A 25580-nucleotide genomic window follows, 5' to 3' on the forward strand; every position below is an offset into this window, starting at 1 on the left:
CCGGCGCCGCACCGGCGGTAACGCCGCGAATGGGGCCGTCCCGCGCCTCTGACCGGGGCCGATATACGTCTGCCGTCCGCGTGTCCTTCACCGTCCCGACACCTGGAATCGGCAGACTGCGGGTGTGTCTGGAAAATTGATCGTCTCGGTCTCGGGGATAGGTGAACGCACCCTGCCCGACGTCGAGTCGTTCTGCGCACAAATGGATGCCCGCAAGGTGCCCGTGTCGTTGCTGGTGGCCCCGCGCCTGTCCGGCGACTACCGGCTCGACCGCGACCCCCACACCGTCGAGTGGCTATCTGCCCGCCGCGCCGGCGGCGACTCCATCGTGCTGCACGGCTACGACGACCCCGCCACCAAAAAGCGTCGCGGCGAATTCGCGATCCTGCGCGCACACGAGGCCAACCTGCGCCTGATGGCCGCCGACCGTGTGCTCGAGCACTTGGGGCTGCGCACCCGGCTGTTCGCGGCGCCGGGCTGGGTGGTCTCGCCGGGAGTTGTCAAGGCCTTGCCACTGAACGGTTTTCGGTTGCTTGCCGACCTGCACGGGGTGACCGACCTGGTCCGGCACAGCACCGTGCGCGCCCGCGTGCTCGGCATCGGCGAGGGCTTCCTGACCGAGCCCTGGTGGTGCCGGATGGTGGTGTTGTCGGCTGAGCGGATCGCGCGCCGCGGCGGCGTAGTGCGCGTCGCGGTGGCCGCCCGCCAATTGCGCAAACCGGGTCCGCTGCAGGCGATGCTGGACGCCGTTGACCTGGCCGCGATGCACGGTTGCACGCCGACGGTGTACCGCTGGCGGGCCGACAGGGCGGTTCTCGACGCCGCCTGACGCCGGCGTCTGAGTGACCTGCGGGACGGGGCACTACCCTGTTCCGACATGAGCGATTCTTCGGCCGCGGCGTTCGCCGCCGACGCGATCATCGTCGGTGCCGGGCTGTCGGGCCTGGTTGCCGCGTGCGAACTGGTGGAAGGCGGCCTGCGGGTGCTGATCGTCGACCAGGAGAACAGCGCAAACCTGGGCGGGCAGGCCTTCTGGTCGTTCGGTGGCCTTTTCTTCGTCGACAGCCCGGAGCAGCGCCGCCTCGGCATCCGCGACAGCCACGAACTGGCCCTGCAGGATTGGCTCGGCACGGCGGCCTTCGACCGGCCCGAGGACTACTGGCCGCGCCAATGGGCGCATGCCTACGTCGATTTCGCGGCCGGAGAGAAACGAAGCTGGCTGCGTGATCGCGGGCTCAAGCTTTTTCCGCTGGTGGGTTGGGCCGAGCGTGGGGGTTATGGCGCACAGGGACACGGCAATTCGGTGCCCCGTTTTCACATCACCTGGGGCACCGGCCCCGCGTTGGTCGAGATCTTCGCGCGCCGGCTGGGGGACCGCTCGACGGTGCGCTTCGCGCACCGCCATCAGGTCGACGAGTTGATCCTAGAGGGCGGCGCGGTGACGGGCGTCCGGGGTACCGTGCTGGAGCCCTCCGCCACCCCGCGCGGTGTGGCGTCTTCACGAAAGGCGTTGGGGCAGTTCGAGTTACGGGCCTCCGCGGTGATCGTGACCAGTGGCGGCATAGGCGGCAACCACGACCTGGTGCGCAAGAATTGGCCGCAGCGGATGGGTCGCGTCCCCGAGCAGCTGCTCAGCGGTGTCCCCGCCCACGTCGACGGCAGGATGATCGCGATTGCGCAGAAGGCCGGCGCACGGGTGATCAACCCCGACCGGATGTGGCACTACACCGAGGGCATCACCAACTACGACCCGATCTGGCCGCTGCACGGCATCCGGATCATTCCCGGCCCGTCGTCGCTGTGGCTGGACGCGTCCGGCAAGCGGTTGCCGGTCCCGCTGTATCCCGGCTTCGACACGTTGGGCACGCTCGAGCACATCACCAAATCCGGGTTCGACTACACCTGGTTTGTGTTGAACGCCAAGATCATTGAGAAGGAGTTCGCACTATCCGGTCAGGAACAGAATCCCGATCTGACCGGGCAGAGCGTGCGGGAGCTGCTGCGTTCCCGGGCGCGCTCCGGTCCGCCGGGACCGGTGCAGGCGTTCGTCGACCGCGGCGTGGACTTCGTCAGCGCGGATTCGTTGCGCGAGTTGGTGACCGCGATGAACAAGCTGCCCGACGTGGTGCCGCTGGACTACGCCACGGTCGAGGCGGAGGTCACCGCACGCGATCGCGAGGTGGCCAACAAGTTCAGCAAGGACGGCCAGATCACCGCGATCCGCGCTGCCCGAAACTATTTGGGCGACCGGCTCGGCCGGGTGGTGGCACCGCACCGGCTGACCGATCCCAAGGCCGGCCCGCTGATCGCGGTCAAGCTGCACATCCTGACCCGAAAGACGTTAGGCGGCATCGAGACCGACCTTGCCTGCCGGGTGCTCACGGGCGACGGGACCCCGCTCACTGGGCTATACGCCGCCGGCGAGGCGGCCGGCTTCGGCGGGGGCGGCGTGCACGGGTACCGGGCGCTGGAGGGCACGTTCCTGGGCGGCTGCATCTTCTCCGGGCGTGCCGCCGGCCGAGGCGCCGCCGACGACATCACCTAGTCTGCTCGCGCTAGAAGGTGACCCCGGTTTCTTCGGGCAACACCTGGAAGTCGGTGCTGGTCATCTCGGTGAGCCGGCCGTAGTAGATGCCCCTGGCATCGGGGGCGATGATGCCCTGGTGGATGGGCACCGCGCGCGCCGGCGCCACCGCGCGCAGGTAATCGACGGCCTCGGCGATCCTCATCCACGGGGCGGCCGCGGGAGCGGCCAGCACGTCCACCGGCTCGTCGGGCACGAACAGCGCGTCGCCGGGGTGCATCAACCTGGCGGCGTGTTCCCCGTCGCCGACGAGAAACGAAATGTTCTCTATCACAGGGATTTCCGGGTGTATCACCGCGTGCCGGCCGCCGACGGCCCGCACGGTCAGCTCGCCGATCCTCAGCTCGTCGCCGACGTGCACCGCGCGGCACGGCGCACCCAGCTGATCGGTGGTTTGCGAATCGGCGTACAGGGCTGCGCCCGGGTTGCCCTCCAGGAGAGCCGGCAACCGTGCGACGTCGACATGGTCGGGGTGCTGGTGGGTGATCAGGATGGCAGACAGGCCGGTGATCCCCTCGAAGCCGTGCGCAAACGTCCCGGGATCAAACAGCAAACGGGTGTTGTCCAACTCCGCCATTAGACAGGAATGGCCGAAATGCGTCAGTTGCATGTTTACGATTGTGCCCCGACGGAGGTGATGCCGATGCGGGTGATCCTGGCGACCATTCTGGTTGTCGGCGGCCTCGCGGTGGCCCTCATCGTCGTGGTACCCGCCCACGCGGACCCGGAGGCGTGTCCGCCGGTGTGCGACCAGATCCCGACCACCGCGTGGATTCAGCAGCGCGCGGTGCCGCTGGACTCGGCGTACAACTGGCCCGCGCTGGCCGGCCTGGCGGTGCAGACAACGGGGGCGGCGAGCCCCCGTTTCCGGTTCGAGGACCTGTGCGCGGCGCCGCCGGTACCTCGGGATGCCCGCGATTCGGCGGTCGCGGCGCGCGTGACGATTTCCCACCCCGACGGCCAATGGCAGCTGCAGGCCCAGGTCCTGCACTGGCGCGGCGACACGGCCCGCGGCGGACCCACCGCGGCGTCGGTGTTCGGCAACGCCGTCGCCGCCCTGCGCGGCTGCCAGCGGGGCGCGCCGGCGCAGTCACCGTCGATCACCACCGACGAACCCAACCGGATGGCCGCGGTGATCAGCGGTCCCGCCATCATGCACACCTACCTGATCGCCCACCCGGCGAGCAGCACCATCAGCGAGCTCACGCTGTGGGAATCGGGGCCCCCGCAGGTGCCCTGGCCGGTGATGGCGGACGACGCGGTCCTGAACGCCATGGTCGCGCCCCTGTGCGACGCCTACATCGCCTCGTGCCCGTGACCGGCGTGTCGCCGGTAGAGTTGGGGGCCGAGCCAAACCCTGAGGAGGAGCGCCGGTGAGCCGGGTGGTCGTTCATGTGATGCCCAAAGCGGAGATTCTCGACCCGCAGGGTCAGGCGATTGTCGGCGCGCTGGGTCGGCTCGGACACCCCGGGATCTCAGATGTGCGGCAGGGCAAGAGGTTTGAGCTGGAGGTCGACGACACCGTCGATGACTCGACGCTCGCCGAGATCGCGGAGTCGCTGTTGGCCAACACCGTGATCGAGGACTGGACGATCAGCCGGGACGCGCAGTGAGGGCACGCATCGGCGTCATCACCTTTCCCGGCACGCTTGACGACGTGGACGCGGCCCGCGCGGCGCGCCGCGTCGGCGCCGAGGCGATCGCCCTGTGGCACGCCGACGCCGACCTCAGGGCGGTCGACGCCGTGGTGGTGCCTGGTGGCTTTTCCTACGGTGACTACCTGCGGGCCGGCGCCATCGCCAGGTTCGCCCCGGTGATGGCCGAGGTGGTCGGCGCCGCCGGGCGTGGCATGCCGGTGTTGGGGATCTGCAACGGTTTTCAGGTGCTCTGTGAGGCCGGCCTGCTGCCCGGCGCCCTGACCCGCAACGCGGGGTTGCACTTCATCTGCCGCGACGTGTGGCTGCGCGTGGCGTCGACCTCGACGGCTTGGACGTCGCGTTTCGAGCCCGAGGCCGACCTGCTGGTGCCGCTGAAGTCCGGCGAGGGCCGCTACGTGGCGCCGCAGAATGTGCTCGACGAGCTGGAGGGTGACGGCCGGGTGGTGTTCCGCTACCACGACAACCCCAACGGCTCGCTGCACGACATCGCCGGCGTCAGTTCCGCCAACGGCCGCGTCGTCGGGCTGATGCCGCATCCCGAGCACGCCATCGAAGCGCTGACCGGCCCGTCCGACGACGGGCTGGGCCTGTTCTATTCGGCGCTGGACGCCGTGCTGGCCGCCTGAGCGGAAACCCCTGCGGCGCCGCGCAATTCGGTGAAGGCCGCGGTAAGTGCGTCGGTCGCCTCGTGCGGGTCGTGAAACGTCAGGTCGTCGGTAAGCACTGCGATGCCGAGCTGGTCGACGTAACTCCACACGGTGATGTTCACCGGGGCGCCCGGCGAAAGCACGCCGGTGGAGTAGATCTCGCTGACCGTCGCCCCCCCGAAGTGCCCGCGCTCCCGCGGTCCCACGACGCTGGACACCGCGACGTTCATCATTTTGTTCGGCGCCTCGCGCAAGGCCAGCCACCGAAACGCGGCCGGGGCCAACGCCGCCGGCAGGTACGCCATCATCCGCCCGTAGAGCCGGGGCCCGAGGATTTCGTGGTCTTCCTTGCCAATTCGGGTCGCCAGCGCGACGAGACGCGCCCGTTCGATCGGGTCCGCGATGTGCACAGGCAGCGAAATCGACAGACCGCTGAGCTCGTTGCCGGTGATCCGGTCCGACTTGTCGGTGGCGGTGGGCACGGATGCGATGATCGGCCGCTCCGCGGCGCCGTCATAGGCCAACAACAGGTTCCGCAGTCCGCCCGCCGCCGTCGCCAGCACCAGGTCGTTCATCGTGACGCCCAGCGCCTTGGCGGTGGCCTTCACGCCGGCCAGCGGCAGCGCCGCACTGGCGAACCGCCGTCGGGGTGACACCACATGGTTCAAAAAGGTCGGCGGTGCGTCGAAGGCCTCGGCCAGGTCCGGGTGGGCACCGCGCTGCCGGGACCGTCGGCGCACCCGCGCCAACCCCACGGCCGCGTCCCTGATCAGACGCGGAAGTTCGACGAGTTGGCGGGCGTGGTCGCGGGCCGCGGCGCGCAGCAGCTCACCGGCGGACGGCGTCACGCCGGCTTCGTCGTTGTCGCGCTCGTCGGCCGGCGCGTCCTCGAGATCCATCGCGCGTGCCAGCAAATTGACCGAGGCGACGCCGTCGGCCAGCGCGTGATGAATCTTGCCGATCACCGCGAATCGGCCGCCGGCCAGCCCCTCGGCGAAATGGAACTCCCACAGCGGGCGGCTGCGGTCCAGCGGCGTGGAGGCCACCTCGCCGATGACGCCGTCGAGCTCGCGGCGGCCCCCGGGTGCCGGCACCTGGACCCGGCGCAGGTGGTAGTCAAGATCGACCTCGCAATTCTCTTGCCACATCGGGTGATGCAGCCGCCAGGGGAGGTCCACGAGCTTGTAGCGCAACGGTTCCAGCAGATGCAACCGCCGACGCACGTGGTGCCGGAAGGCCTCGAAACCGAAGTCGCCGTCGGAGGGGTCGATGACCGCCACCTTCAGGGTGTGCGTGTGCAGGTTGGGCGTCTCGCTGTAGAGCAGCATCGCGTCCATGCCGTTGAGTCGTTTCACGACGCCACCTCGCGCCCCGCGGGCTTTCAGTCAGCCCAGGATTGGGAATCGGCGCTGATCGGCCAGCCGCTTGAGCCCGGCCTCCATCACCGCGCGCACGTGGGCATCAACCTCGTCCACGTCCGGGTCGCTGCCGAAGCGAGCGGTGACGTCGATCGGCTCGAGGACCTCGGCGACGATCTTGGCCGGCAGCGGCACGTTGGGCGGGAAGACCACGCTGAGCCCGAACGGGAAGCCGAAGCTGACCGGCAGGATATCGATTCGGGCCTTGCTGAGCCCCAGCCTGCGGGCCAGCCAGTGGCCGCGGCTGAGGAACAGCTGGGTCTCCTGCCCGCCGATCGACACGGTGGGCACAATGGGCACCCCGGCTTCGATGGCGGTCCGCACGTAGCCCGTGCGGCCATTGAAGTCGATGGTGTTCGCGCTCAACGTCGGCCGGTAGGAGTCGTAGTCGCCGCCGGGAAACACCAGCACTACCGCGCCCGAATGCAAAGCGGCGGCGGCATTTTCGCGGCTCGCCTCGATAACCCCGAGGCGACGCAGCCAGCCGTCCATCGGTCCCAAAAACACCCCGTAGTGGGCCAGCGTGTAGAGGGGCCGGTCGTAGCCGAAGTGGTCGTAGAAGGCCGGAGCGAAGATGAACACGTCGGGCGTCATCATGCCCCCCGAGTGGTTGGACACCACCAGAGCGCCACCGGCCGAGGGTATGCGGTCCACGTTTCGTACCTCGGCGCGGTACCACCGCTTGACCAGTGGCCCGATCGTTTTGGCGATCTGCCTTGCGAAGCTCGGGTCCCATTTCGCGGTCTCGTGATTGTCGGCCGCCTTGCCCCTGCTGGCGTTCATGGTTCACCCTCGATGATTTGCCGGTCGTGTTCGCGCATTTGATGTTGATTGCCGGTGTGACGCCCGTCTCAAACCTCAGGGCCGATATGGCATATGGTACTCTCGTTTTAGGAGAATGACATATTCATTTGCTGCAGGGGGAGTAATCCGGAGGAGATGTCGGAACGGGTCCTTGTCACAGGGGGTTTCGGGCTGGTCGGCTCGCAGACCGTCCGCAGGTTGGTTGCCGACGGTCACGGTGTCGTCGCCACCGACCTGGGGACCCGCGGGCAGCGCAAAGCCGCCGGGCGCTTGCCGGCCGGTGCCCAGGCGTACTGGGCGGACCTGACCGACGCGGCCCAGGTCGACCGTCTCGTCGCCGACACGTCGCCGACGGTGATCATCCATCTGGCCGCGGTAATCCCGCCGGTGATCTATCGTCGCGCCGCCCTGGCCCGCCGCGTCAACGTCGACGCCACCGTGGCGCTGCTGCGCGCCACGCAGTCCTGCCCGGGTCCGGTGCGCTTCATCCAAGCTTCGAGCAATGCCGTGCACGGCTCCCGCAACCCGCACCGGCACCCCGGGCTACTCCGTGCGGACACCCCGCTGCGGCCGGCGGATCTCTACGGCGCACACAAGGCCGAGGTCGAACAACGCGTCCGATCCTCGGGCCTTGAGTGGGTGCTCTTGCGCCTGGCCGGGGTCATGAGCACCGAGCCGGGGGCGATGCCTTTCAGCGTCGATGCGCTCTTCTTCGAGAGCGCGCTGCCGACCGACGGCCGCATCCACACGATCGACGTTCGTGACGCCGCAATCGCGTTCGCCGGCGCGGTCACCGCCGATGTTGCCGGTGAAATCCTGCTGATCGGTGGAGACGAGTCGCACTTGCTTCGGCAGGGGGACGTCGGCAAGGCGCTGGCCGCCGCCCAGGGCTTGGTGAACGTCCTGCCCGGGGGCCGTCCGGGCGACCCCGACAGCGACGACGACTGGTTTGTGACCGACTGGATGGACACTACCCGCGCGCAGCAGGCGCTGCGGTTCCAGCGCCACCCCTGGCCGGACATGCTCGCCGAAATGCGCGCCGCCGCCGGGTGGCGCCGCCGCCCGATGCGGCTGCTTTCGCCGCTCGCCCGGGCGTTTCTCAAACGCCGTGCTGCGTACCGGAATACGCCCGGGCGCTACGCCGACCCATGGGGCGCGATCCGGGCCACGCTGGGCGAGCCCCGGCCCGACACAGCGGGCCGCACCGAGTAGCCGGCCGCGACGGCCGAAGCGTCAGCCGGCGTCGCGGAGCAACGGCTGTGCCGTCGACGGCAGCTCGACGACCGGGGCCAACTGTCCGAAGAAATCGATCGCGTCTGCGATGGTTCCGTCGACAAAGGAAGCGAAATCCTCGAAAGACACGCCGTCCCGGATCCAGTGGGACCGGCGGGCCACCACGCCGATGCGCTGCGGATCGGACGAGCCGTGCACGACCGCGACGACCTCGCGATTCTGCTCGTTCCAGGTGTTGGCGAAGTGCATCAGCCACGGACGGTCGGTGGCGGGAAAGAAGCAAGACGGCATCACCCGAATGATCAACACGTCGCCGTGCGCGGGGCAAGCCTCGAGGTGGACGTGTAGCCGGCGCGGACGGGTGTTGGCGACGTAGAAGAATTCGCCGTCGTGCTGGCCGCGGAAATAACGGCTGCCGCGCGTGCGCAGGTAGCGTTCGATCAGGTCGGCGCAGAGCCGCTCACTCGTCATGAGGTTGATGGTGAGGCCGGCGGCTTTGCGGATCCTTGGAGCCGAGCCAGTCGGCTCCGAAGAAATTGTTGAGAATTGGCTGAGCCGGCGGTGCCGCCCTCAGGGCAGCACACGTACTGGAACGTTGGACCAGCCCGCGACATTCTGCATCGTCACCCGTTTGCAACGGTCCCATATCACTTCGTACCGCGGCATCAGGTCTAGCAGCTTGTTCAGTGCTATCGCGCTTTCCAAGCGGGCCAGTGCGGCGCCCAGGCAGCTGTGCACGCCATAGCCGAAGCCGAGGTTCTGCGCCTCGTTGCGGTCGCGGTCGATGTCGAATTTGTCGGCGTCCGTGAAGGCGTCGGGATCGCGGTTGGCCGAGCCACCCAGCAGGAATACCGGTTTGCCGGCGGGAATCGTAACGCCGTGCAAGTGAACGTCTTTGAGGGAGAAGCGGACGTTGTACTGGGCGGGCGCCTCGTACCGCAGCACCTCCTCGATCGCGGCCGGCACCTTGGCGCGGTCGTCGAGCAGCTTTTGCCACTGTGCGGGGTTGCGCGCGAACTGGACGATCGCGTTGCCGATCAGCTTGGTGACGGTCTCGGCGCCGGCGCCGCCCAGAAGCGTTGCGAATCCGGTGATCTCGATGTCGTCGAGGCTTGTGTTGCCGCCGTCGTCGCGCTGCACCTCCGCGGCGATGAGGCCGCTGATCATGTCGTCCCGCGGCTCTTTGCGCCGTTCCTGGATCAAGTTGTAATAGAACACACCGAGCTGGGTGACCGCCTCCCAATTGGTTTCGTCCATCTCGAGTTGACCCGGCTCGCGATGCAACGACGTGTCGACCCAATGCCGAATCTGTTGTCGCTGCTCGGTCGGCACCCCGAGGACCGTGCTGATTACCTCGACGGGGAACAGCGCCGAGAAGTCGGCCACCACGTCGAACTGCTTGGGATCGACCCGCTCCAGCTGATAGTCGATCAGCTCGGTGACGGTGTCTTTCATCGCGGAGATCGCGCGCGGCGTGAAGACCTTGTTGACGAGGCTCCGCATGCGCCGATGCTCGGGAGGATCCATGAAGATCATCGACTTGGCCTCCGGCGGAAGGGTGTCCTGCTTGACCATGGCCAGATCGATCCCGCGGGCCGACGAATACGTCTCATAATCCTTGAACGCGGTCGCGACATCCTGGTGGCGGGTCAGCGCGTAGAAATCGTGCTCCTCGTTGTAGTAGACCGGCGCCTCCTCGCGCATCCGCCGGTACGTCGGATACGGGTCGGTGAAGAACTCCTCCGAGAATGGGTCGAAGACCAGGTGCGTGGCCGTCATGGCGCCTCCTCGCCGCTAATGCTGAGCACCTGCTTAGCATTAGGTCTATCCCGCGGTCAAGGTGGGCCGGCCTTTAACGGTGATCCGGTTCGGTCAGTCCAAGTCGATCCGCACGGTCAGCAGCTCGGTGCCGAGCGCGCGCACCATCGAGCTGTTGAAGCGCGGCAGTCTCGCCAACCGGGCCCGCGAGTTGTCGTCGGGCAACGGAACCGCGGTCCCGGTACGCCAGCGGCCGCGAATGCGAAGCCGAACCTTGTTGTTGGCCTTAATGTTTCGAACGTAGTCCGAGGCCCCGCCGTGGTCGGACACCAGCCAGAAGGTGGCGCCCTCGAGCCGCCCACCTATCGGGGTGCGTCGCGGCTGCCCGCTGACGCGCCCGGTCGTCTCCAATAGGACTTGGGTAGGTAGCCGCCGGGTAATCGGGTTGGCGATACGTCGGTGGAAGAAGCCGGCTCGGCGGCGTTTGCGTTCGTGGGTGGCGTGAGCGGTCATGCCACCCAGCATTGCCGAGACTCACGGTCTCGTCAATGGGCGCGCTACCCTCAGGCTGTGACGGCGACCCAGCGCAGGCCCCATACCGGCAGCCGGCGCAACGATGCGGCGCGGGAGGCAATCCTGGATGCGGCCGCCGAGTTGCTGGCCGCCACCGACACGGCGCCGATCACAGTGGGCGCCATCGCGGAACGGGCAGGGGTGGGCAAGCAAACGATCTACCGCTGGTGGCCGTCGAAGAGTGGGGTTCTGCTCGACGCGATGATCCACCGCGCGCGGCAGGTGGCACCGGCGCCCGACAGCGGCGATCTGCGTACCGACCTGCGCCGGTTCCTGGGGGCCACGTTCGCCGCGGCACCCCACAACCGCAGCCTGCTGCTGGGCGTGCTGCGGGAGGCACTGGCCGATAACGCCACCATGGATCGGCTCGCGACGTTCGCGGCCGCGCGACGCGACGAGCTCGCTCAAATCCTTGACCGAGCGCGGGCCCGCGGACAGATCCCAGGAAATCGGCCGCCCCCGACCGTCGTCGACCAAGCGTTCGGATTACTCTGGTACCGACTAATTTTCGGCCACCAGCCGCTTGACAAGCGGGCCGCCGACGATCTGGCGACCGCGCTGACAACGCAGCTCCAAACCACTCAGGAGGGGTGACGGTGGGATTCGCGGTCGAACGGATCGATCACATTGTCCTCAATTGCAACGACGTCGAGTCCACCGCGTCGTGGTATGAGCGGGTTCTCGGCATGCGGCGCGAGACGTTCGGGCCGGCCAACAGGATCGCACTGCGATTCGGCGATCAGAAACTCAACCTGCGACCTACCGGGGCGCTGGCCGACGACCCGGACTGGGTCACCGGGGCGGTGGAAGCGGCCGGTTCGGAGGATTTGTGCTTCGTCACGCGCAGCAGCCCGGACGACGTGCGCGCCCATCTCGCCGAGTGCGGGGTGGAGATCGTCTCTGGGCCGGTGACAAAGACCGGAGCCTTGGGGGCGATGACGTCTCACTACTGCCGTGACATCGACGGCAACCTCGTGGAAATCGCCGTCTACTGAACGTTTTTAGAGCGGATAGAGCGCCGGCAGGTTCACCACGATGGCCTCCTGGGTGCTGCGGGCGATAACCACTTCGGCTGGTGTGCTCGGGTCGGGATTTTCCTCCCGGTGCGGCAGATAGGGAGGGATGAAGACGTAATCGCCGGGAGCGGCCGAGATGCGCACCTCTTGGACGCCGTCGTGAAACACGAACTCGGGGTTGCCGCTTCGCACATAGATCGCGGTTTCGGATTCGCCGTGATGATGGTTCGACGAGGCGGTTCCCGGTGAGGCGTGTGTCTCGCCCATCCACAGCTTTTCCGCGCCGACCGATTTGCCGCTGAGCGCGGCGAACCGCCGGAGCCCCTCCGACTGCGCGGTGTCCGAACTGATGTCGGACGCCTTGACGTGATGCACCCGGTTGCGGGTGACTTCCGTCGCGCTGTCGTCGAAGTCAGGATGGAATCCGTCAGAGGTTCCCACGGGCACTCCTTTCGTCAATGGTGGTCCGTCGACAATCTCGAGTTTCGGTCAGGCGGCGCAGGCCTCAATCAGGTGGTATGGCGGGTGCAGGGGTGTAACGCAGCTTATCTTGAGGTCGGCCGCCTGCAACAACCGCTCGAATTCGCCCATTTCGCGTTCGCGTCCGGAAAAGGCGAACATCATCGCGACGTCCATCAACGCCGCAGTGAGTTGGTTCTGGTCGACAGTCATCTCGACGATCATGAGGCGAGCGCCGGGCCTCATGGCCCTTCGAACGTTCCGCAGAATTCTCTTGCAGGAGTCGTCGTTCCAGTCATGCAGCACAAACTTGAGCAGGTGAATATCAGCGGCCGGGATCTCCTCGAAGAAGTCACCGGCCATTCCCGTCATGCGGTCCCCGAGTTGGTGCCGGCGCGCCTCTTGCTCCACACCGGGCAGTGCCGCCGGTCGGTCGAGGACCACTCCAGTGAGCTGAGGATGGGCCGCCAGCAGCTCGGCGAGGAACGTACCATTAGCGCCGCCGACATCGGCGACCAGACGTGCATCGGCGACGTCGATGGCAGCCACCGCGTCTCGAATCACGGGTGTCGACAGATCGGTCATCGCTGCACCGAAGATCTGTGCTTGTTCGTGGTGCTGGCTCAGATATTCAAAAGTGCTGCAGCCCAAAGTCTCGGTTGCGTAATTCTCGCCTCGGATTACCGTATCGGGCAGACGCAGCGCCGGAAGCCAGAAGGTCTCCGACAGTCCGGCCAGCGCGTAGTGCTTGAGGCAGAACGGTGAGTCCTTATGCAGCACTTCCAACATCGGGGTTCCCGAAAACACCCCCTCGGCGGCGTCGTACCGCAGAAGCCCGAGCGCGGTGCCGGCGCGCAGAACGCGGTAGGTCATATCTGGATCACTGGCTGCAAGCTCGGCAATCTGCTCGGCACTTCGGGGCCCTGATGCGAGCTGCTCAGCGACCGAGAGCGACGCTAGGGTGCGGACTGCCTGGGCTCCCCAGGCGGCCATGATCAGCTGATAAACGGTGTCAAAGTTTGCTTGGGAGCTCGAAACCACGGGCTTGATCACTGCCTTTCATCGGACGGCGGCGTCGCCGTTGAACCATCACTTTCGAGTGCTCTACCTGAGCGCTCCACTCGTCAATCGCCTCGCGGGGACGAATCCCGATAGGCCTCAAGCAACCTCAGCCACAGTTCGCTGATGGTTGGGAAGCACGGCACGGCGTGCCACAGCCGATCGACGGGCACCTGGCCGGCGACGGCGATGGTGGCCGAGTGCAGTATCTCGGTGACGCCGGGGCCGACCAGCGTGACACCCAGCAGGTGCTCCCGATCCGCGTCGACCACCATCCGCGCCCGGCCGGTGTACCCGTCGGCGTAGAGCTTGGCTCCCATTACGACGTCGCCGATTTCGACGTCGACGGTGCGCACCCGATGCCCCGCCCGCTCGGCCTGCTGAGCCGTGAACCCGACGGCGGCGGCTTCCGGGTCGGTGAAGAACGCCTGCGGCACGGCGTAATGGTCCGCCGTGGTCGCATGCGCGCCCCACGGCGCGGTGTCCAACGGGGTTCCCGCCGCGCGGGCCCCGATGGCCGCACCGGCGATGCGTCCCTGGTATTTGCCCTGATGGGTCAGCAGGGCACGATGATTGACGTCGCCGGCCGCGTAGAGCCAACCGTCTTCGATGGCCGGCACCCGGCAGGTGTCGTCGACGTCGAGCCAGCTGCCCGGCGTCAGTCCCACCGTCTCCAGGCCGATGTCGTCGGTGAGCGGCGCCCGGCCGGTGGCGAAAAGCACCTCGTTGACTTCCAATTCGGATCCGTCGTCCAGCTCGAGAACCACCGGCGCGCCGTCGGGCCGGCGCAGCGCACCGACCGACACCCCCATGCGCACGTCCACGCCCGCGTCGGTGAGCCCGCGGCCGATGAGTTCGCCCACAAACGGTTCCATCCGGGGCAGCAGCCCGGACCCCCGCGCCAGCAGCGTCACCTTGGAGCCCAATCCTTGCCAGGCGGTGGCCATTTCGACGCCCACGCCGCCGGCGCCGACGACGGCAAGCCGCTCGGGGACGTAACTGCTGTCGGTGGCCTGGCGGTTGGTCCAGGGCCTGGCGTCGGCGATGCCGGGCAAGTCGGGGAGGGCAGGCCGGCTCCCGGTGCAGACCACAACCGCATGCCGCGCGGTCAGCACCCGCCGCTCGCCGTCGGGGGCGCAGACGGCGACTCGTCGCGGGCCGTCCAAGCGCCCATGGCCGCGCACCAGGAAGGCGCCGATTCCGCTCACCCAGTCGGCCTGGCCGCTGTCGTCCCAGTCGCTGACGTAGCGGTTGCGGCGGCCGAAGGCCCCCGCCGCGCTGAGGGAACCGGTGACCGCCTCGCGCGCGCCGTCGACCCGGCGGGCATCCGAGACGACAATCACCGGACGTAGCAACGCCTTACTGGGCACACATGCCCAATAGGAACACTCGCCCCCGACGAGTTCGCGCTCGACCACCGCAACGCTCAGCCCCGCCGCCCGGGCGCGCTCGGCGGCATTCTGCCCGATCGGCCCGGCGCCGAGCACCACGACGTCGTAGTCCTGTTTCACGTCTGCTGTCACCGTTGAAGATCCTTCCCGGGGCGCGCCTCAGTTGTCTATGCGACAGTCGGCCCAAACGGGACGACATCTTGCGTTGTCCTCGAACCCTCAGCTCCGTACCTCGATGAGCCGCGCGGCCAGCCGGCGTAGGTCGCTCACCACGAGGTGTGGCTGCGGCAACCCGTCGACGGGCAGCGGTGGATTGCCCGGCCGGGTGATCAGAGCACCGCTGAAGCCGACGTTTTGGGCGCCGACGGTGTCCCAGACGTGCGCGGCCACCATCATGCAATCCGCTGGAGCGACCCCGAGTTTCACGCACGCGTGCCGGTACACCGCCGGGGCCGGCTTGAATGCGCGGCAGGCATCGACGCTCAATTGTTGCTCGAAGAAGCCGCCCAGCCCCGCGCTTTGCAGCGCCGTCGGCCCGTCGGGGTTGGGCGGTGAATTGGTCAGGGTGGCAAGGCGAAAGCCGTTGTCGCGCAGCGTGGCAAGTCCGTCCGGGACATCGGGATGTGCCGGCATGGTCAGGAAGCCCGCCTTCAGCCGGCGCAGCTCGTCCTCGCCGATGTCCACCCGGTATGCGTCGCCCAGCATGCGCAGCACCCCCTGGGCCAACTGAGAGAAGTTCACATAGCTTTCCGCCAGGGTGGCGGTCATGGAGTACATGATCAGCTGAGCGAACCAGTCCCGCAGCACCCGTTCGTCGCCGAACCATTCGCCGAAAAGCGGTGCCAGGGAATCGATATCGAGCAGCGTCTCGTTCACGTCGAACACGAGCACAGACGGTACGGTGGTCGGCATGGCTAGCGCTCAACATTCTTCAGGGTAGGAACGTCCGGCCGTAGGTACACGACAAGGCACATACAGATCAACGCCATTCCGGCCACGGGCCATCTGAGTGCAACCACCGCCGCGGTGGCAAAGACGCCGATCGTGATGAACGACCTCATCCGCAGCAGCCTGCGCATCCGCTCGCTGAGCTCTTCGTGCGCGGGTCGATCCACCAACTCGAAACACATCCCGAGATAGGTGATGTTGACCAGGACAAACACCGCCGCATATAGGGTCACCGGCGCAGCGGCCAGCCTGCTGTCGGCGATCCATTCGGTGGTGATCGGGATCAGCGACACCGAAAACAGGTGCGCGAAGTTGGACCACACCAGCCGCGGCGTCGCCGCCTCCGCGTAGCGGAACAGGTGATGATGGTTGACCCACACGATCGCGATGAACAGGTAGCTCACCACGTAACTCAGCCCCGTCGGCCATTCCGGTAGCAGGGCACTGAAGGTGTATGCCTTCGGCGGCTTGAGCTCCAGAACCAGGATGGTGATGATGACCGCGAACACACCGTCGGAGAACGCTCCCACCCGGTCAGGACTGGTTTTACGTGCGGCCACGATGTCTCCTCAGGCCGACTGGTGGTTTCGTTCCTGCAACACCCAGGAATTGCCGTCTGGGTCCCGGAAGTCTGCGAAACTCGCATAATCGGCGCGGCCGGGATCGAGACCCGGCAGAAACCCACCGCGCCAGCCACCGTCGGCGTCCTTGTGACGGATCTCGCTGACGGCCACCCCACGATCAGTCAGCTCCGCGCGGCAGCCCTCGATGTCTGGAACCACCAGATAAAGGCCGCGCACCGATCCGGGCGCCGAGTTGGTCAAGCCGACCCCGAACTGGATCGAGGTTGCCGACCCCTCGGGTGTCAGCTGGATGACGCGAAATTCGGTTGCGGGCGCGTAGTCGACGTCGAGGGTGAAGCCGACCTGGTCGCGGTAGAACCGCAGCGACCGATCCGGATCGGCGACCGGCAGGATGACAACTTCCAACAGCGCCTTCATCGGATGTTCCGAGTGGGTGTTTTCCGCAGCACCTCGTCGATCTCGAGTCCTCGGTCGACACCGTGGGGAAGGACCGTCTGGCCGGGTTCGAGCTGTAGCTGTTTCCCGTCGAGATATACGTCGATCTTGTCGGGTTCGAAGGACACCAGATTGGTCACCCGCCCGACTTCGGGCCAGGCGTTGATGTAGGACCACGCGGCGCGCTGGTGGCTGCCGATGTCGTAGTAGGAGCAGATCCCCTTGTAGGGGCAAAAGGTCTGCAGGTCAACGAGTGTGAGGGCGGATTCGTCGATGTTCTCGCGCGGTACATACCAGCGGGGCGCAAAGCCCGATTCATAGAGCGCCAGCGGGTGCTTCGTGTCGGCGATCACCTGCTCACCGTCGCGAACAACGAGATGCCGTGAAGTAGAGCGGATGTCGATACGATGGTAGGCATCGGAGGCATGACCGACGATGCGTTCGTTTTCTTCGTAGAAGCCGTCCATGGAGCGCCAGGCGAAAGCCAGCCGGCCCTCCAGAACCGCCGCATGAGGCGGCAGCGCGGTGTGTTGCCAGGCGCTGTGGTTAGCTTCTCGCTCAGGAACTTTGACGGCGAACCACGCGGTGTCGCCGAGGTCGCGGTGCTCGGTCACCCGGTCTTCGGCTACCAGAATTCCCTCCTCGATATCGCCGCGCGGGAAGTAGGCGACCGGATAGCGGCCCGGCTCGTGTAGCAGGACAACGTCCTCGCTGTCGGCGATCCATCGGTCCGCGAAGCGGACTCTCATCCGCCGCCGCAGCGGCTCGGCGAACAGCAACCGCGGCGGCAGCGGCTGCTCTGTGAGGAAGTGTCCCACCGATCCGGTCGCCAGTGGACCTTGCTGCCAGGCCAGCCCCATCGCCGATGTCCTTCCTTTAGCGAATCTGTTCGTACAAAGGGTGTTTGCCCCCTTGTCAGCCCATCACGACGACCATCTTGCCGCCGGCTTCACCCGCCTCCATCACCCGGTGCACCTCATGAATCTGGTCGAACGAGAAGACGCGGGACGGCTTTGCTTCCAGTTTGCCCTCGGCAACCTGTCGGGCGATGTCTTGCAGGGGCACATCGGACAGCGGGAAGCCGGGAGTCCCAAATACGAAGCTGCCGAAGAAGTTCCAGTTCACACCGCTGGCCATGCGCAACAGCGGGTTGAAGTCACCGATGGGGTCGAGCCCGCCCAGCCACCCCGCCAGGCAGGCCGTACCGCCGCGGCGCAGCATGTCGAGCGAGTCGAGGATGGTGCTGTTGCCGACGAGGTCCAGGACGGCGTCAATCTCCTTGGCCTCGGGGATGTGGGCGGCCAGGTCGCGCCTCTCCTGCTCGACGCGGGACGCGCCAAGCTTCTCGAGCATGGAAAAGCGGTCAGGGCTGCGCGTGGTGGCAATGACGTGTGCACCGGCGGCGACCGCCATCTTGAGCGCGGCCTGGCCCAGCGATGACGTCGCGCCCCGCAGCACCAACGTCCGCCCGGCTTTCAGGTCGATGTTGCGGAAGAGGCATGTCCAGGCGACCGCATAGGTTTCGGGCAGCGCCGCAAGGTCTGACCAAGGCAGATCGGATTCGATGAGGGCGACGTTCGCCGCACGGACGCGGGTGAACTCGGCGTAGCTGCCGTTGATGGTTCGACCCAATCCGCCCATCAGCGCGGCCACCTTGGCGCCGACCGGGAACTCGCCGCCCGGGCACGAGTCCACGATGCCCACGCACTCAATGCCGCTGACCTCCGCGGCCTCGGCCCATTCGCCCCGGCGCATGTGCATCTCGGCGTGGTTGACTCCGAACCCCTTCACCGCGATCACCACTTCGCCGTCCTTGGGCAGCGGCTTGGGGAGATCGGTGTAGACCAGCCTGTCGAGTCCACCGAATCCGTTCAGGATGATCGCGCGCATGGTTTGCCCGCCGGCTTTTTCCCGCACCACGGCGGGAGCCGTGGGCAGCCCGGTCGAACTGGAGGCGGACATCGGCCCTCCCAAAATGGTTAGTGGCCTTCGGATCTCGATTTGCAAGCAGGGACCGACGGCAGTCGGGCGACCGCACACATTAAATGGGCCAGCTGACCCATTATTATGGGCCTACAGACCCACACATGTCCAGGGCGCGGAGCGAGCGGCCGTTCACGCGTTGGATCGGTGCCGAGGCGGGGTGTATCGGCCTTTGCGGCGCGCGGGCGGTGGCGCAAAGGAGCGCACGTAATCGACGGCGGCGTTGACGGCGACGCGCAGGGGTTCGGGGTCATTGGTGGCATACGTGATCATCGCGCCGCCCTGATGCGCGGTGACCAGTGACACCGCCAAGTGCCGCGGGTTGGCCTCCGGGCGTAGATCGCCGCGTCGGCGCATCGTCTCGAGGCCGGCCAGAAACAGCTCAATCCACTCGTCGTAGCCGGCGGCGAGATCGGCGTGTACTTCGTCGTCGGCCTCGATCAGCTCACCGGCCAAGGAACCGTAGACGCAGCCGCCAACGCGGTATACGGCGTCGATGTCGGACACGCAGGCGTCCGCCCATGCCTGCAGGGCGTCGAGGCTATCGAGCGCACCGAGCCGCGGTTGAGTGTGAAAGGCGCGAAGATCGTGGCGGCGTGCGCCGACGACGTGACGGGTCAGGTCGCGCTTGTCGCGAAAGTAGTGGGAGATCTGTGATCCGCCCACGCCTGCGGTGCGCCGCACCCGCTCGATGCTGGTGTTGGCGATGCCGCGCTCAAACATCAGACGGGCGGCGACGCCGATGATGCGCGCACGAGTCGCCAGTCCCTTGCGGGTGAACCGCGACGAGGGCTGTTCGGACACGTTGCCGCCTTTGGCAGATGATTCAGCTGACGTTAGTCACCGGGCGCCGGCTGCGCGGACGGCGCGGGGGACGCGGAGCACGTTCGGCGGAATCGGTGGCAAACATGCGGAGATAGTTGACCGCGAAACGGACCGCGTCCGCGTGCGGCCATTCCGCCCGGTAGGTAAATGCCAAGGTGCCACCTCCCTGGTGAGCGCTGACAATGACCAGAGCGAGCTGCCGTGGGTCGGCATCCGCGACCAGAATCCCGTCGTGTTTCATCCGCTGGATCGCCTGCTGAAGAACCTCGACCCAGTCCCAGTAGCCCGCCGCGAGCGTTTGGCGCGTTGCGTCATCGGATTTGGCCAGCTGCCCGGCAAGCGCGTGGTAAGTGGGCGTGCCGAAGTATCCAATGCGCCTGAGGTAGCGCATGTTGAGGTCGATCCAGCGTTCGAAGTCGTCGAACGAGGCCAGCCCGCCAAGCTTGGGCTGACGGTGAAACTCGAGGACCACCCCGATCTGACGGGCGATGACCGCGCGGACGAGCGCGCCCTTGTCCGCGAAGTAGTGGGCGAGCTGCGAGCCGCTCACCGACGCCGTTTTGCGGACGTTGTCCATGTTGAAGGCCGCCAGGCCCTCGGTGACGATCAGCTGTGCCGCCGATTCCACGATCCGATCGCGGGTGGCACGCCCTTTGGCGGTCAACCGCTTTTCGTCCTGCGACTGCAGCTGGGCCATCGCGTCAGGTTAACCCCGGGCGACCCGGAATTTGGGATATCCAGCCCACTGTCCGGGCGGCCCGCTGTCGCGGGTCGGGTCAGGCGGGTGCGTGCACCTTGGCGAGAAACCCGCGGATCAGCTCGGTGGCTTCGTCCAGCGCGGACTCGAGCAGGAAGTGACCGCCATCGAGCACATGGATCTCGGCTTCGGGCAGGTCGTCGGCGAACGCTTCGGCGCCGGCCGGGCCGAAGATTTCGTCACCTCGGCCCCACACCGCCAGCAGTGGTACGCGGCTGGCGCGGAAGTATTCGTGCAGGCGCGGGTATAGCGGCGCGTTGGTGGCGTAGTCGAGGAACAGTTTCAGCTGCACCTCGTCGTTGCCCGGGCGCAATATCAGCGCGTAGTCGTGATGCCAGCAGTCGGGGTCGACCAGTGTCTCGTCGGCGACCCCGGTGACGTATTGCCATCGGGTCGCGTCCAGCGTGAGGAACTGCCGCACCGCGGCCTCGGTGTCGGGCGTCTGCTCAGCTTGATAGTCCCACAGGACTTTCCAGAAACTCTCGACGAACCCGGCGTCGTAAGCGTTGCCGCTCTGGGTGATGATCGCGGTGATCGACGACGGCTCACGCAGCACGAGCCGCCAGCCGATCGGTGCGCCGTAGTCCTGCACGTAGATGGCGTACCGGTCGATGCCGAGTGTGCGCAGCAGGCCCGCGGTGAGGTCGGCGAGCGCGTCGAAGGTGTAGTCGAACTCCTCGACGGGCGGCGCATCGGAGAGCCCGAAACCCAGGTGGTCCGGCGCGATGACGTGGTAGCGGTCAGCGAGCGCGGGTAGCAGGTTCCGGAACATGTGGGAGCTGGTCGGGAAGCCGTGCAAGAACACCGCTGCGGGCGCGTCCGGGTCGCCGGATTCACGGAAGAACAGCCGATGGCCGTCGACGGTGGCGTATCGATGATGAACCGCCGGCATGACAATCCTTCCGCATCGGACGCAAATTGGGATATGTATCCCAGTATGCGCCAAAATTTCCAAGCCGCAAGACCGTCCCGCAGGAGTTGACCGCTCCCATCGCGAGTCCTAGTCTGGGCTGACTAACCCAGTTTGATCACGTTACGGCGGAGGCGCAGTGGCCAAGCTCGTCTCGATAAACGTGGGCCTACCCAAGAACGTGCAGTGGCGGGGCAAGACCGTCTACACGGGCATATGGAAGGCCCCGGTCGACGGACCCGTGATGGTGCGCCGCCTGAACATCGACGGTGACGGGCAGGGTGATCTCGCCGGCCATGGCGGCGAGCAACGGGCCGTCATGGTGTACCAAACGGAGTCGTACGACTTCTGGAAGCACTACCTGCGCCGCGACGACCTTGAACCCGGCCATTTCGGCGAAAACTTCACCATCGCCGGGCTTTCCGACGACGCGGTCTGTGTCGGCGACCGCTATCGGATCGGTGAGGCGGAATTCGAGGTGACCCAGCCGCGCGTTACCTGCTTCCGGGTCGGCATGCGCCTCAACGAGCCCAGGATGCCGAATCTGCTTGTCTCCGAGCATCGGCCAGGCTTCTACTTCCGTGTCATCACCGAGGGTCACGTCCGGGCCGGCGACGACATCGTGCGGACCCGCCGTGGCAGGCACGAGCTCAGTGTCGCCGACGTCGACGCTCTGCTGTATCTGCCGAACCGCAATATCGAGCAACTCCACAAAATCGTCGACGTTCCGGCGCTCAGCCCCGGCTGGCAACAGTCGTTCCGAGACATGCTGACCGGGCCCGAACCGCCGGTCGGAGTGGAGCCCCCATGGAACGGATTCCGTCCCCTTCGGGTCACTCAAGTACGCCACGAGAGTCCGCAGGTCTTATCGATCCTTCTGGAGGCCGACGACCACAGCGCGCTGCCGCCTCCGCTCCCCGGCCAATACTTGACCCTGCGCATTCCCGGTGCCGGTGAGCCGATGCCCCTGCGCAGCTACTCCCTGTCGGGCGACCCCGCCGGGGGGTATTACCGCATCAGCGTCAAACGCGAAGATCACGGCCTGGTGAGCCGCTGGCTGCACGCCCACATCAGGGCGGAATCCGTCATCGAGGCCGCCGCCCCGCGCGGCGAGTTCTTTCTCACCGACGCCGACAGCCCCGTGGTCCTGATGTCGGCGGGCATCGGCATCACGCCGGTCTTGGCGATGTTGCACAAGCTGTCGGCGGCGCGCAGCAACCGAGAAATCTGGTGGCTGCACACCACCCGCAATCGCGAAACACAAGCCTTCGCAGCCGAAGTCACGACCCTGCTGGCGGCGTTGCCCCATGCTCGACAGCTGACCTCCTACACCGAAACGCAAGGCCGCCTCAACCAACAGTCGATCGCGGCGCTGGGCCTGCCGACCGATGCCGTGGCATACCTTTGCGGCCCAACGCAGTTCATGACCGACATGCGAGAGGCCCTCACCGCAGCGGGGCTCGACCCCGCTAGAATCCACAGCGAGTTGTTCGGTGCCTTACCGCCGATCAATCCCGGCATCGTCGACGGGGCCCCCCACAAGCCGCCACACCCGCCCGCCGGAACTCCCGGTGCCGGACCGTCGATCACCTTCTCGCGCAGCGGGTTGACCGTCAACTGGTCGACCGAGTACGCAAGCATCCTCGAGCTCGCCGAAGCGTGCGACGTGCCGACCCGGTTCTCGTGCCGAAGCGGGGTCTGCCATGTCTGTGTCACCGGAGTCGTCACCGGGGCGACGACTTACGTCCAACCGCCGTTGGAGCCGCCCGAGGACGGGGAGGTGCTCATCTGCTCGGCCGCACCGTGTAGCGAACTTGTTCTTGACCTTTGAGCAACTAAGGCGCGATCGCCAGTTGTCCGCCCGTGGCGTGCAGGACGGCGCCGTTGATGTAGCTCGCCTCCGGTGAGCCGAGGAAGACGACTGCACCGGCGATTTCACGTGGGTCGGCCGGCCGGCCCAACGCGGTGGTTGCCCCCAGCCCCTCGACCAAGCCCGGCAGCACGTTGGCGCCAGGTGTGTCGGTCGGACCCGCGGCCAACGCGTTCACCCGCACCCCCGACCTGCCGAACTCGTCCGCCCACACGCGGGTCAGCTGTTCGAGCGCGGCCTTGCTCGCTCCGTAAATGCCGGCCCCACGCGCCGCCACCGAGGCGGCCAGGGTGCTCACGTTGACCACCGCGCCGCCGCCGCGTTTCGCCATCGCGGGCGCAAGCTCTTGGACCAAGATGAACGGCGCGCGGATGTTGACGTTCACATGCTCGTCGAAGGTTGCGTCATCGGTGTCGATGGTTCCACCGAACTTGTAGATGCCGGCGTTGTTGATCAGGATGTCAACCGTGCCGGCCTGGGCGGCCAGCCGTCGGACGTCGTCGGCGTCGTCAAGGTCCGCCGCGACGAAACGGGCTTTCCCGCCTCCACTTTCGATTTCACGCACGACCTGGGCGCCGCGCTCGGCACTGCGTCCGTGCACCACGACCTCGGCACCGCGATCCGCGAGTTGCAGCGCTATTGCGCGGCCGATCCCAGACGTGGCGCCGGTGACCAGTGCGGTCGAGCCGGTCAATGATGAAGCCATCAAACCTGCCTTCGGGAGAGAAGTTGACTTGCTTTCCCCGAAGCAGCGGGCCCGCGAGATTTATTCCTACGGCGCCAGGCAGACCGACGCCTCGGCGGTGTAGCACAAAAACGTCAGCGTCTCCTGCAGATACAGCTGCACGGTGTCGGCGTCGTGGCTGAGGTAACCGATGGCGACGTCGGTGCCGAGCTGCAGGTCGAAGTCGCCGCCGCGGGTGGTCAGCACGAAGGCGCCGTCGATGGCCGGCGCCCAGATGATGTCACCGTCGACCAATCGGTTCAGGTGCTCGCGGATGGGATATCCGTGCTCGGTGGTCTCGCTGACCTTGGTGTAGACGTCGGCGGCCAGCAGCACCGAGTAGGGGCCGTCGACACCGGCCAGCCGCAGACCGGTCAGCGCCTGCGAGATGGCGTCGGGCATGTCGCGCGGGTCCTCGGGCAACGTCAGCGCGGGGTTCGAGCTGCACGTCCGGATGCCCTCGATCGACGCGGCCGCGTAGCCCTCGAAGATGGTGCGGTCCTCGACGAACGCCAGCTTCTTGGCCGCGGTCTTGACCGGGTCCCAATCGGAGTCGTTGGAACCGCGCTCGACGTTGTCGATCTCGGTACGTGACAGGGTGAACGGAACACGCAGCCGCACAAGGGGTTTGCTTGCCCGCAGGTGGGCCACCACGCCGTCGGTCGGTGCTTCGACGTCTTGCAGCCGACCGGTGCTGATCGCCGCCGTGACCGGTCCGCCCGGCTCGCTGACGTCCACCACGCGACGCCCGGCGATGTGACGCTTGAACGTCCGGGTCGCCTCCAATTCGATTTCGGTCCAAGCGACTTCGGTGACCGGTGCCAGGTCGCGGTAGAGGTTGTTCATTGAGTGGTTCCTTTCAGGCTGCCGATCGCCAGTGAGCCGTCATCAGATGCTGGGGTGGTTGGGCGCGCCGGTTGCGCGCATCCGGGAAGGGGAGGCGGATCGTCGAGGAAGTCCGCGGTGGGTGAGAAGAACAGCCCGCCGGTGACCGCCGTGGAGAAGTCCAGGATGCGGTCGGTGTTGCTGGGTGGATCACCGAGGAACATGTTTTCCAGCATCTGCTCGGTGACCCGCGGCGTGCGCGAGTATCCGATGAAATACGTTCCGTATTCGCCCTTACCGAGCTCACCGAAAGGCATGTTGTGCCGAACGATCTTTAGTTCGGCGCCGTCGTCGTCGGTGATCACGTTGAGCGCGATGTGTGAGTTGTCCGGCTTGACGTCGTCATCGAGTTCAACGTTTTCCAGCTTGGTGCGGCCGATCACCATTTCCTGCTCGGTGACCGACAGCGAATTCCAGGACGACATGTCGTGCACGTACTTCTGGACGTGTACGTAGCACGAGCCCGCGAAATCGGGGTCCTCGTCGCCAATCGCGGTGGCGCTCAAGGCCAATGGGCCGTCGGGGTTTTCGGTGCCGTCGACGAAGCCCAGCAAGTCCCGGTTGTCGAAGTAGCGAAAGCCGTGCACCTCGTCGACGACCGTCACCGCGCCGGCCATCGACTTGAGGATCCGGTCGGCGAGCTCGAAACAGACGTCTAGGCTTTCGGCGCGGATGTGGAACAACAGGTCGCCCGGTGTGGCGGGTGCGGTGTGCCGCGGACCGTGCAGCTCGACGAACGGATGCAGCTCGGCGGGGCGCGGCCCGGAAAACAAGCGATCCCAGGCTTCAGAGCCGATCGAGGCGATCGCCGACAATCTTTTCGGTGGCTCGCGGAAACCGATCGCGCGCACCAGCCCCGATATGTCGGGCAGCGCGTCGTGCACGGTCGCTTCGCCGCCTTCGTCGATGGTGATGACGAGGAAGATCGCGGCGGGCGTCAGCGGCTCGAGGATGGGTTGCGGCTGAACCGGAGGCACGCTGCCGACCCTAGCGTGGCGACGGCGAGCGCCGGAAGCGGCGCGAGTAAGGAGCCGCGCAATCGGGCCTAGCGTGGCGACG

The 25580-nt window shown here is 66.7% G+C and carries 29 protein-coding genes; 9 read left to right on the forward strand and 20 right to left on the reverse strand.

Going from position 1 to position 25580, the window contains the following annotated elements:
* The first annotated feature begins 124 nt into the window (after positions 1-124).
* The gene (locus A5764_RS01260) at positions 125-829 is read left to right on the forward strand and encodes a DUF2334 domain-containing protein (RefSeq protein WP_067107272.1); all 705 of its coding nucleotides are present in this window, start codon (positions 125-127) and stop codon (positions 827-829) included.
* Between the two features lie 48 nt (positions 830-877).
* A complete protein-coding gene (locus tag A5764_RS01265) occupies positions 878-2545 on the forward strand; it encodes an FAD-binding dehydrogenase (protein ID WP_067107274.1) in 1668 nt (555 codons plus the stop codon).
* A gap of 10 nt (positions 2546-2555) precedes the next feature.
* Here the strand turns inward: A5764_RS01265 and A5764_RS01270 are convergent, their stop codons facing one another.
* Positions 2556-3194, reverse strand: coding sequence for an MBL fold metallo-hydrolase (locus A5764_RS01270; protein WP_067107597.1), 639 nt, complete (start codon positions 3192-3194; stop codon positions 2556-2558).
* Between A5764_RS01270 and A5764_RS01275 the strand changes: the two genes are divergently transcribed.
* From A5764_RS01275 to purQ, 3 genes are read left to right on the forward strand one after another with little or no spacing between them, the layout of a single operon-like run.
* Positions 3171-3902 carry an ATPase gene (locus A5764_RS01275; RefSeq protein WP_067107276.1) on the forward strand — a complete coding sequence of 244 codons (732 nt, stop codon included), beginning with the start codon at positions 3171-3173 and terminating at the stop codon, positions 3900-3902. The genes A5764_RS01270 and A5764_RS01275 overlap by 24 nt on opposite strands.
* 55 nt (positions 3903-3957) lie before the next feature.
* Positions 3958-4197 (forward strand): phosphoribosylformylglycinamidine synthase subunit PurS, encoded by a 240-nt coding sequence (gene purS / locus A5764_RS01280; RefSeq protein ID WP_067107278.1) that lies wholly within the window; start codon positions 3958-3960, stop codon positions 4195-4197.
* Entirely contained in the window at positions 4194-4868 is a 675-nt protein-coding gene (gene purQ / locus A5764_RS01285) for a phosphoribosylformylglycinamidine synthase subunit PurQ (RefSeq protein ID WP_067107286.1), read from the forward strand. Before purS ends, purQ begins: the two co-directional genes overlap by 4 nt.
* Here purQ and A5764_RS01290 read toward each other — a convergent pair.
* Together A5764_RS01290 and A5764_RS01295 are read right to left on the reverse strand one after the other, a co-directional pair.
* Positions 4835-6244, reverse strand: coding sequence for a wax ester/triacylglycerol synthase family O-acyltransferase (locus A5764_RS01290; RefSeq protein ID WP_197501162.1), 1410 nt, complete (start codon positions 6242-6244; stop codon positions 4835-4837). The genes purQ and A5764_RS01290 overlap by 34 nt on opposite strands.
* Before the next feature lie 30 nt (positions 6245-6274).
* The gene (locus tag A5764_RS01295) at positions 6275-7090 is read right to left on the reverse strand and encodes a lysophospholipid acyltransferase family protein (RefSeq protein WP_067107289.1); all 816 of its coding nucleotides are present in this window, start codon (positions 7088-7090) and stop codon (positions 6275-6277) included.
* Positions 7091-7246: 156 nt separating this feature from the next.
* Here A5764_RS01295 and A5764_RS01300 point away from each other — a divergent pair, with 156 nt between their 5' ends.
* Positions 7247-8323, forward strand: a complete 1077-nt coding sequence (locus A5764_RS01300; protein ID WP_067107291.1) for an NAD(P)-dependent oxidoreductase — start codon at positions 7247-7249, stop codon at positions 8321-8323.
* 21 nt (positions 8324-8344) lie between these two features.
* Here the strand turns inward: A5764_RS01300 and A5764_RS01305 are convergent, their stop codons facing one another.
* From A5764_RS01305 to A5764_RS01315, 3 genes are all read right to left on the reverse strand, one after another.
* The gene (locus tag A5764_RS01305; RefSeq protein ID WP_067107294.1) at positions 8345-8815 is read right to left on the reverse strand and encodes a YbjN domain-containing protein; all 471 of its coding nucleotides are present in this window, start codon (positions 8813-8815) and stop codon (positions 8345-8347) included.
* 99 nt (positions 8816-8914) lie between these two features.
* The gene (locus A5764_RS01310; protein WP_067107297.1) at positions 8915-10123 is read right to left on the reverse strand and encodes a cytochrome P450; all 1209 of its coding nucleotides are present in this window, start codon (positions 10121-10123) and stop codon (positions 8915-8917) included.
* A 93-nt stretch (positions 10124-10216) separates the two neighbouring features.
* Positions 10217-10615: a nitroreductase/quinone reductase family protein gene (locus A5764_RS01315; RefSeq protein ID WP_067107603.1), complete on the reverse strand. Its 399-nt coding sequence runs from the start codon at positions 10613-10615 to the stop codon at positions 10217-10219.
* Between the two features lie 57 nt (positions 10616-10672).
* Here A5764_RS01315 and A5764_RS01320 point away from each other — a divergent pair, with 57 nt between their 5' ends.
* Positions 10673-11269: a TetR/AcrR family transcriptional regulator gene (locus A5764_RS01320; RefSeq protein ID WP_067107300.1), complete on the forward strand. Its 597-nt coding sequence runs from the start codon at positions 10673-10675 to the stop codon at positions 11267-11269.
* 2 nt (positions 11270-11271) lie between these two features.
* Positions 11272-11670, forward strand: a complete 399-nt coding sequence (locus A5764_RS01325) for a VOC family protein (RefSeq protein WP_067107606.1) — start codon at positions 11272-11274, stop codon at positions 11668-11670.
* 6 nt (positions 11671-11676) lie between these two features.
* Here the strand turns inward: A5764_RS01325 and A5764_RS01330 are convergent, their stop codons facing one another.
* The 11 genes from A5764_RS01330 to A5764_RS01380 form a co-directional block, all read right to left on the reverse strand.
* On the reverse strand, positions 11677-12132 hold the full coding sequence (locus tag A5764_RS01330) for a cupin domain-containing protein (protein WP_067107303.1): 456 nt from the start codon (positions 12130-12132) through the stop codon (positions 11677-11679).
* A gap of 48 nt (positions 12133-12180) precedes the next feature.
* Positions 12181-13203, reverse strand: coding sequence for a methyltransferase (locus A5764_RS01335; protein ID WP_082951392.1), 1023 nt, complete (start codon positions 13201-13203; stop codon positions 12181-12183).
* A 71-nt stretch (positions 13204-13274) separates the two neighbouring features.
* Positions 13275-14732: an NAD(P)/FAD-dependent oxidoreductase gene (locus A5764_RS01340; protein WP_067107308.1), complete on the reverse strand. Its 1458-nt coding sequence runs from the start codon at positions 14730-14732 to the stop codon at positions 13275-13277.
* Positions 14733-14819: 87 nt separating this feature from the next.
* Positions 14820-15512, reverse strand: coding sequence for a haloacid dehalogenase type II (locus A5764_RS01345; RefSeq protein WP_067107311.1), 693 nt, complete (start codon positions 15510-15512; stop codon positions 14820-14822).
* Between the two features lie 2 nt (positions 15513-15514).
* Positions 15515-16078 carry a TMEM175 family protein gene (locus A5764_RS01350; RefSeq protein ID WP_082951393.1) on the reverse strand — a complete coding sequence of 188 codons (564 nt, stop codon included), beginning with the start codon at positions 16076-16078 and terminating at the stop codon, positions 15515-15517.
* A 39-nt stretch (positions 16079-16117) separates the two neighbouring features.
* A complete protein-coding gene (locus A5764_RS01355) occupies positions 16118-16549 on the reverse strand; it encodes a VOC family protein (protein ID WP_067107314.1) in 432 nt (143 codons plus the stop codon).
* On the reverse strand, positions 16546-17427 hold the full coding sequence (locus tag A5764_RS01360; protein ID WP_067107329.1) for a DUF427 domain-containing protein: 882 nt from the start codon (positions 17425-17427) through the stop codon (positions 16546-16548). The genes A5764_RS01355 and A5764_RS01360 overlap by 4 nt, the downstream gene beginning before the upstream one ends.
* A gap of 55 nt (positions 17428-17482) precedes the next feature.
* Positions 17483-18529, reverse strand: a complete 1047-nt coding sequence (locus A5764_RS01365; protein ID WP_067107331.1) for a zinc-binding dehydrogenase — start codon at positions 18527-18529, stop codon at positions 17483-17485.
* A 153-nt stretch (positions 18530-18682) separates the two neighbouring features.
* Complete coding sequence (locus A5764_RS01370; RefSeq protein WP_067107335.1) at positions 18683-19354, reverse strand: TetR/AcrR family transcriptional regulator; 672 nt, start codon at positions 19352-19354, stop codon at positions 18683-18685.
* Positions 19355-19376: 22 nt separating this feature from the next.
* Positions 19377-20072, reverse strand: a complete 696-nt coding sequence (locus tag A5764_RS01375; protein WP_067107337.1) for a TetR/AcrR family transcriptional regulator — start codon at positions 20070-20072, stop codon at positions 19377-19379.
* Positions 20073-20151: 79 nt separating this feature from the next.
* Positions 20152-21024, reverse strand: a complete 873-nt coding sequence (locus tag A5764_RS01380) for an alpha/beta fold hydrolase (protein WP_067107338.1) — start codon at positions 21022-21024, stop codon at positions 20152-20154.
* A 157-nt stretch (positions 21025-21181) separates the two neighbouring features.
* Between A5764_RS01380 and A5764_RS01385 the strand changes: the two genes are divergently transcribed.
* Positions 21182-22873 carry an MOSC and FAD-binding oxidoreductase domain-containing protein gene (locus tag A5764_RS01385; RefSeq protein WP_067107340.1) on the forward strand — a complete coding sequence of 564 codons (1692 nt, stop codon included), beginning with the start codon at positions 21182-21184 and terminating at the stop codon, positions 22871-22873.
* Between the two features lie 4 nt (positions 22874-22877).
* Here A5764_RS01385 and A5764_RS01390 read toward each other — a convergent pair whose 3' ends face one another.
* The 3 genes from A5764_RS01390 to A5764_RS01400 form a co-directional block, all read right to left on the reverse strand.
* Positions 22878-23618 carry an SDR family NAD(P)-dependent oxidoreductase gene (locus tag A5764_RS01390; protein WP_067107342.1) on the reverse strand — a complete coding sequence of 247 codons (741 nt, stop codon included), beginning with the start codon at positions 23616-23618 and terminating at the stop codon, positions 22878-22880.
* A 66-nt stretch (positions 23619-23684) separates the two neighbouring features.
* Positions 23685-24482: a family 1 encapsulin nanocompartment shell protein gene (locus A5764_RS01395; protein ID WP_067107344.1), complete on the reverse strand. Its 798-nt coding sequence runs from the start codon at positions 24480-24482 to the stop codon at positions 23685-23687.
* Positions 24479-25498, reverse strand: coding sequence for a Dyp-type peroxidase (locus tag A5764_RS01400; protein WP_067107348.1), 1020 nt, complete (start codon positions 25496-25498; stop codon positions 24479-24481). The genes A5764_RS01395 and A5764_RS01400 overlap by 4 nt, the downstream gene beginning before the upstream one ends.
* Positions 25499-25580 lie beyond the last annotated feature (82 nt).

Source organism: Mycobacterium sp. 852002-51057_SCH5723018, from assembly GCF_001667035.1.
Classification (GTDB): domain Bacteria; phylum Actinomycetota; class Actinomycetes; order Mycobacteriales; family Mycobacteriaceae; genus Mycobacterium.

What these genes read in the sequence shown, in the direction of transcription:
- A5764_RS01265 (WP_067107274.1), top strand. Translation starts at nt 878, where the DNA reads ATGAGCGATTCTTCGGCCGCGGCGTTCGCCGCCGACGCGATCATCGTC.
- A5764_RS01275 (WP_067107276.1), top strand. Translation starts at nt 3,171, where the DNA reads ATGGCCGAAATGCGTCAGTTGCATGTTTACGATTGTGCCCCGACGGAG.
- A5764_RS01270 (WP_067107597.1), bottom strand. Translation starts at nt 3,194, where the DNA reads ATGCAACTGACGCATTTCGGCCATTCCTGTCTAATGGCGGAGTTGGAC.
- A5764_RS01295 (WP_067107289.1), bottom strand. Translation starts at nt 7,090, where the DNA reads ATGAACGCCAGCAGGGGCAAGGCGGCCGACAATCACGAGACCGCGAAA.
- A5764_RS01300 (WP_067107291.1), top strand. Translation starts at nt 7,247, where the DNA reads ATGTCGGAACGGGTCCTTGTCACAGGGGGTTTCGGGCTGGTCGGCTCG.
- A5764_RS01305 (WP_067107294.1), bottom strand. Translation starts at nt 8,815, where the DNA reads ATGACGAGTGAGCGGCTCTGCGCCGACCTGATCGAACGCTACCTGCGC.
- A5764_RS01310 (WP_067107297.1), bottom strand. Translation starts at nt 10,123, where the DNA reads ATGACGGCCACGCACCTGGTCTTCGACCCATTCTCGGAGGAGTTCTTC.
- A5764_RS01315 (WP_067107603.1), bottom strand. Translation starts at nt 10,615, where the DNA reads ATGACCGCTCACGCCACCCACGAACGCAAACGCCGCCGAGCCGGCTTC.
- A5764_RS01345 (WP_067107311.1), bottom strand. Translation starts at nt 15,512, where the DNA reads ATGCCGACCACCGTACCGTCTGTGCTCGTGTTCGACGTGAACGAGACG.
- A5764_RS01355 (WP_067107314.1), bottom strand. Translation starts at nt 16,549, where the DNA reads ATGAAGGCGCTGTTGGAAGTTGTCATCCTGCCGGTCGCCGATCCGGAT.
- A5764_RS01360 (WP_067107329.1), bottom strand. Translation starts at nt 17,427, where the DNA reads ATGGGGCTGGCCTGGCAGCAAGGTCCACTGGCGACCGGATCGGTGGGA.
- A5764_RS01365 (WP_067107331.1), bottom strand. Translation starts at nt 18,529, where the DNA reads ATGTCCGCCTCCAGTTCGACCGGGCTGCCCACGGCTCCCGCCGTGGTG.
- A5764_RS01375 (WP_067107337.1), bottom strand. Translation starts at nt 20,072, where the DNA reads ATGGCCCAGCTGCAGTCGCAGGACGAAAAGCGGTTGACCGCCAAAGGG.
- A5764_RS01380 (WP_067107338.1), bottom strand. Translation starts at nt 21,024, where the DNA reads ATGCCGGCGGTTCATCATCGATACGCCACCGTCGACGGCCATCGGCTG.
- A5764_RS01390 (WP_067107342.1), bottom strand. Translation starts at nt 23,618, where the DNA reads ATGGCTTCATCATTGACCGGCTCGACCGCACTGGTCACCGGCGCCACG.
- A5764_RS01395 (WP_067107344.1), bottom strand. Translation starts at nt 24,482, where the DNA reads ATGAACAACCTCTACCGCGACCTGGCACCGGTCACCGAAGTCGCTTGG.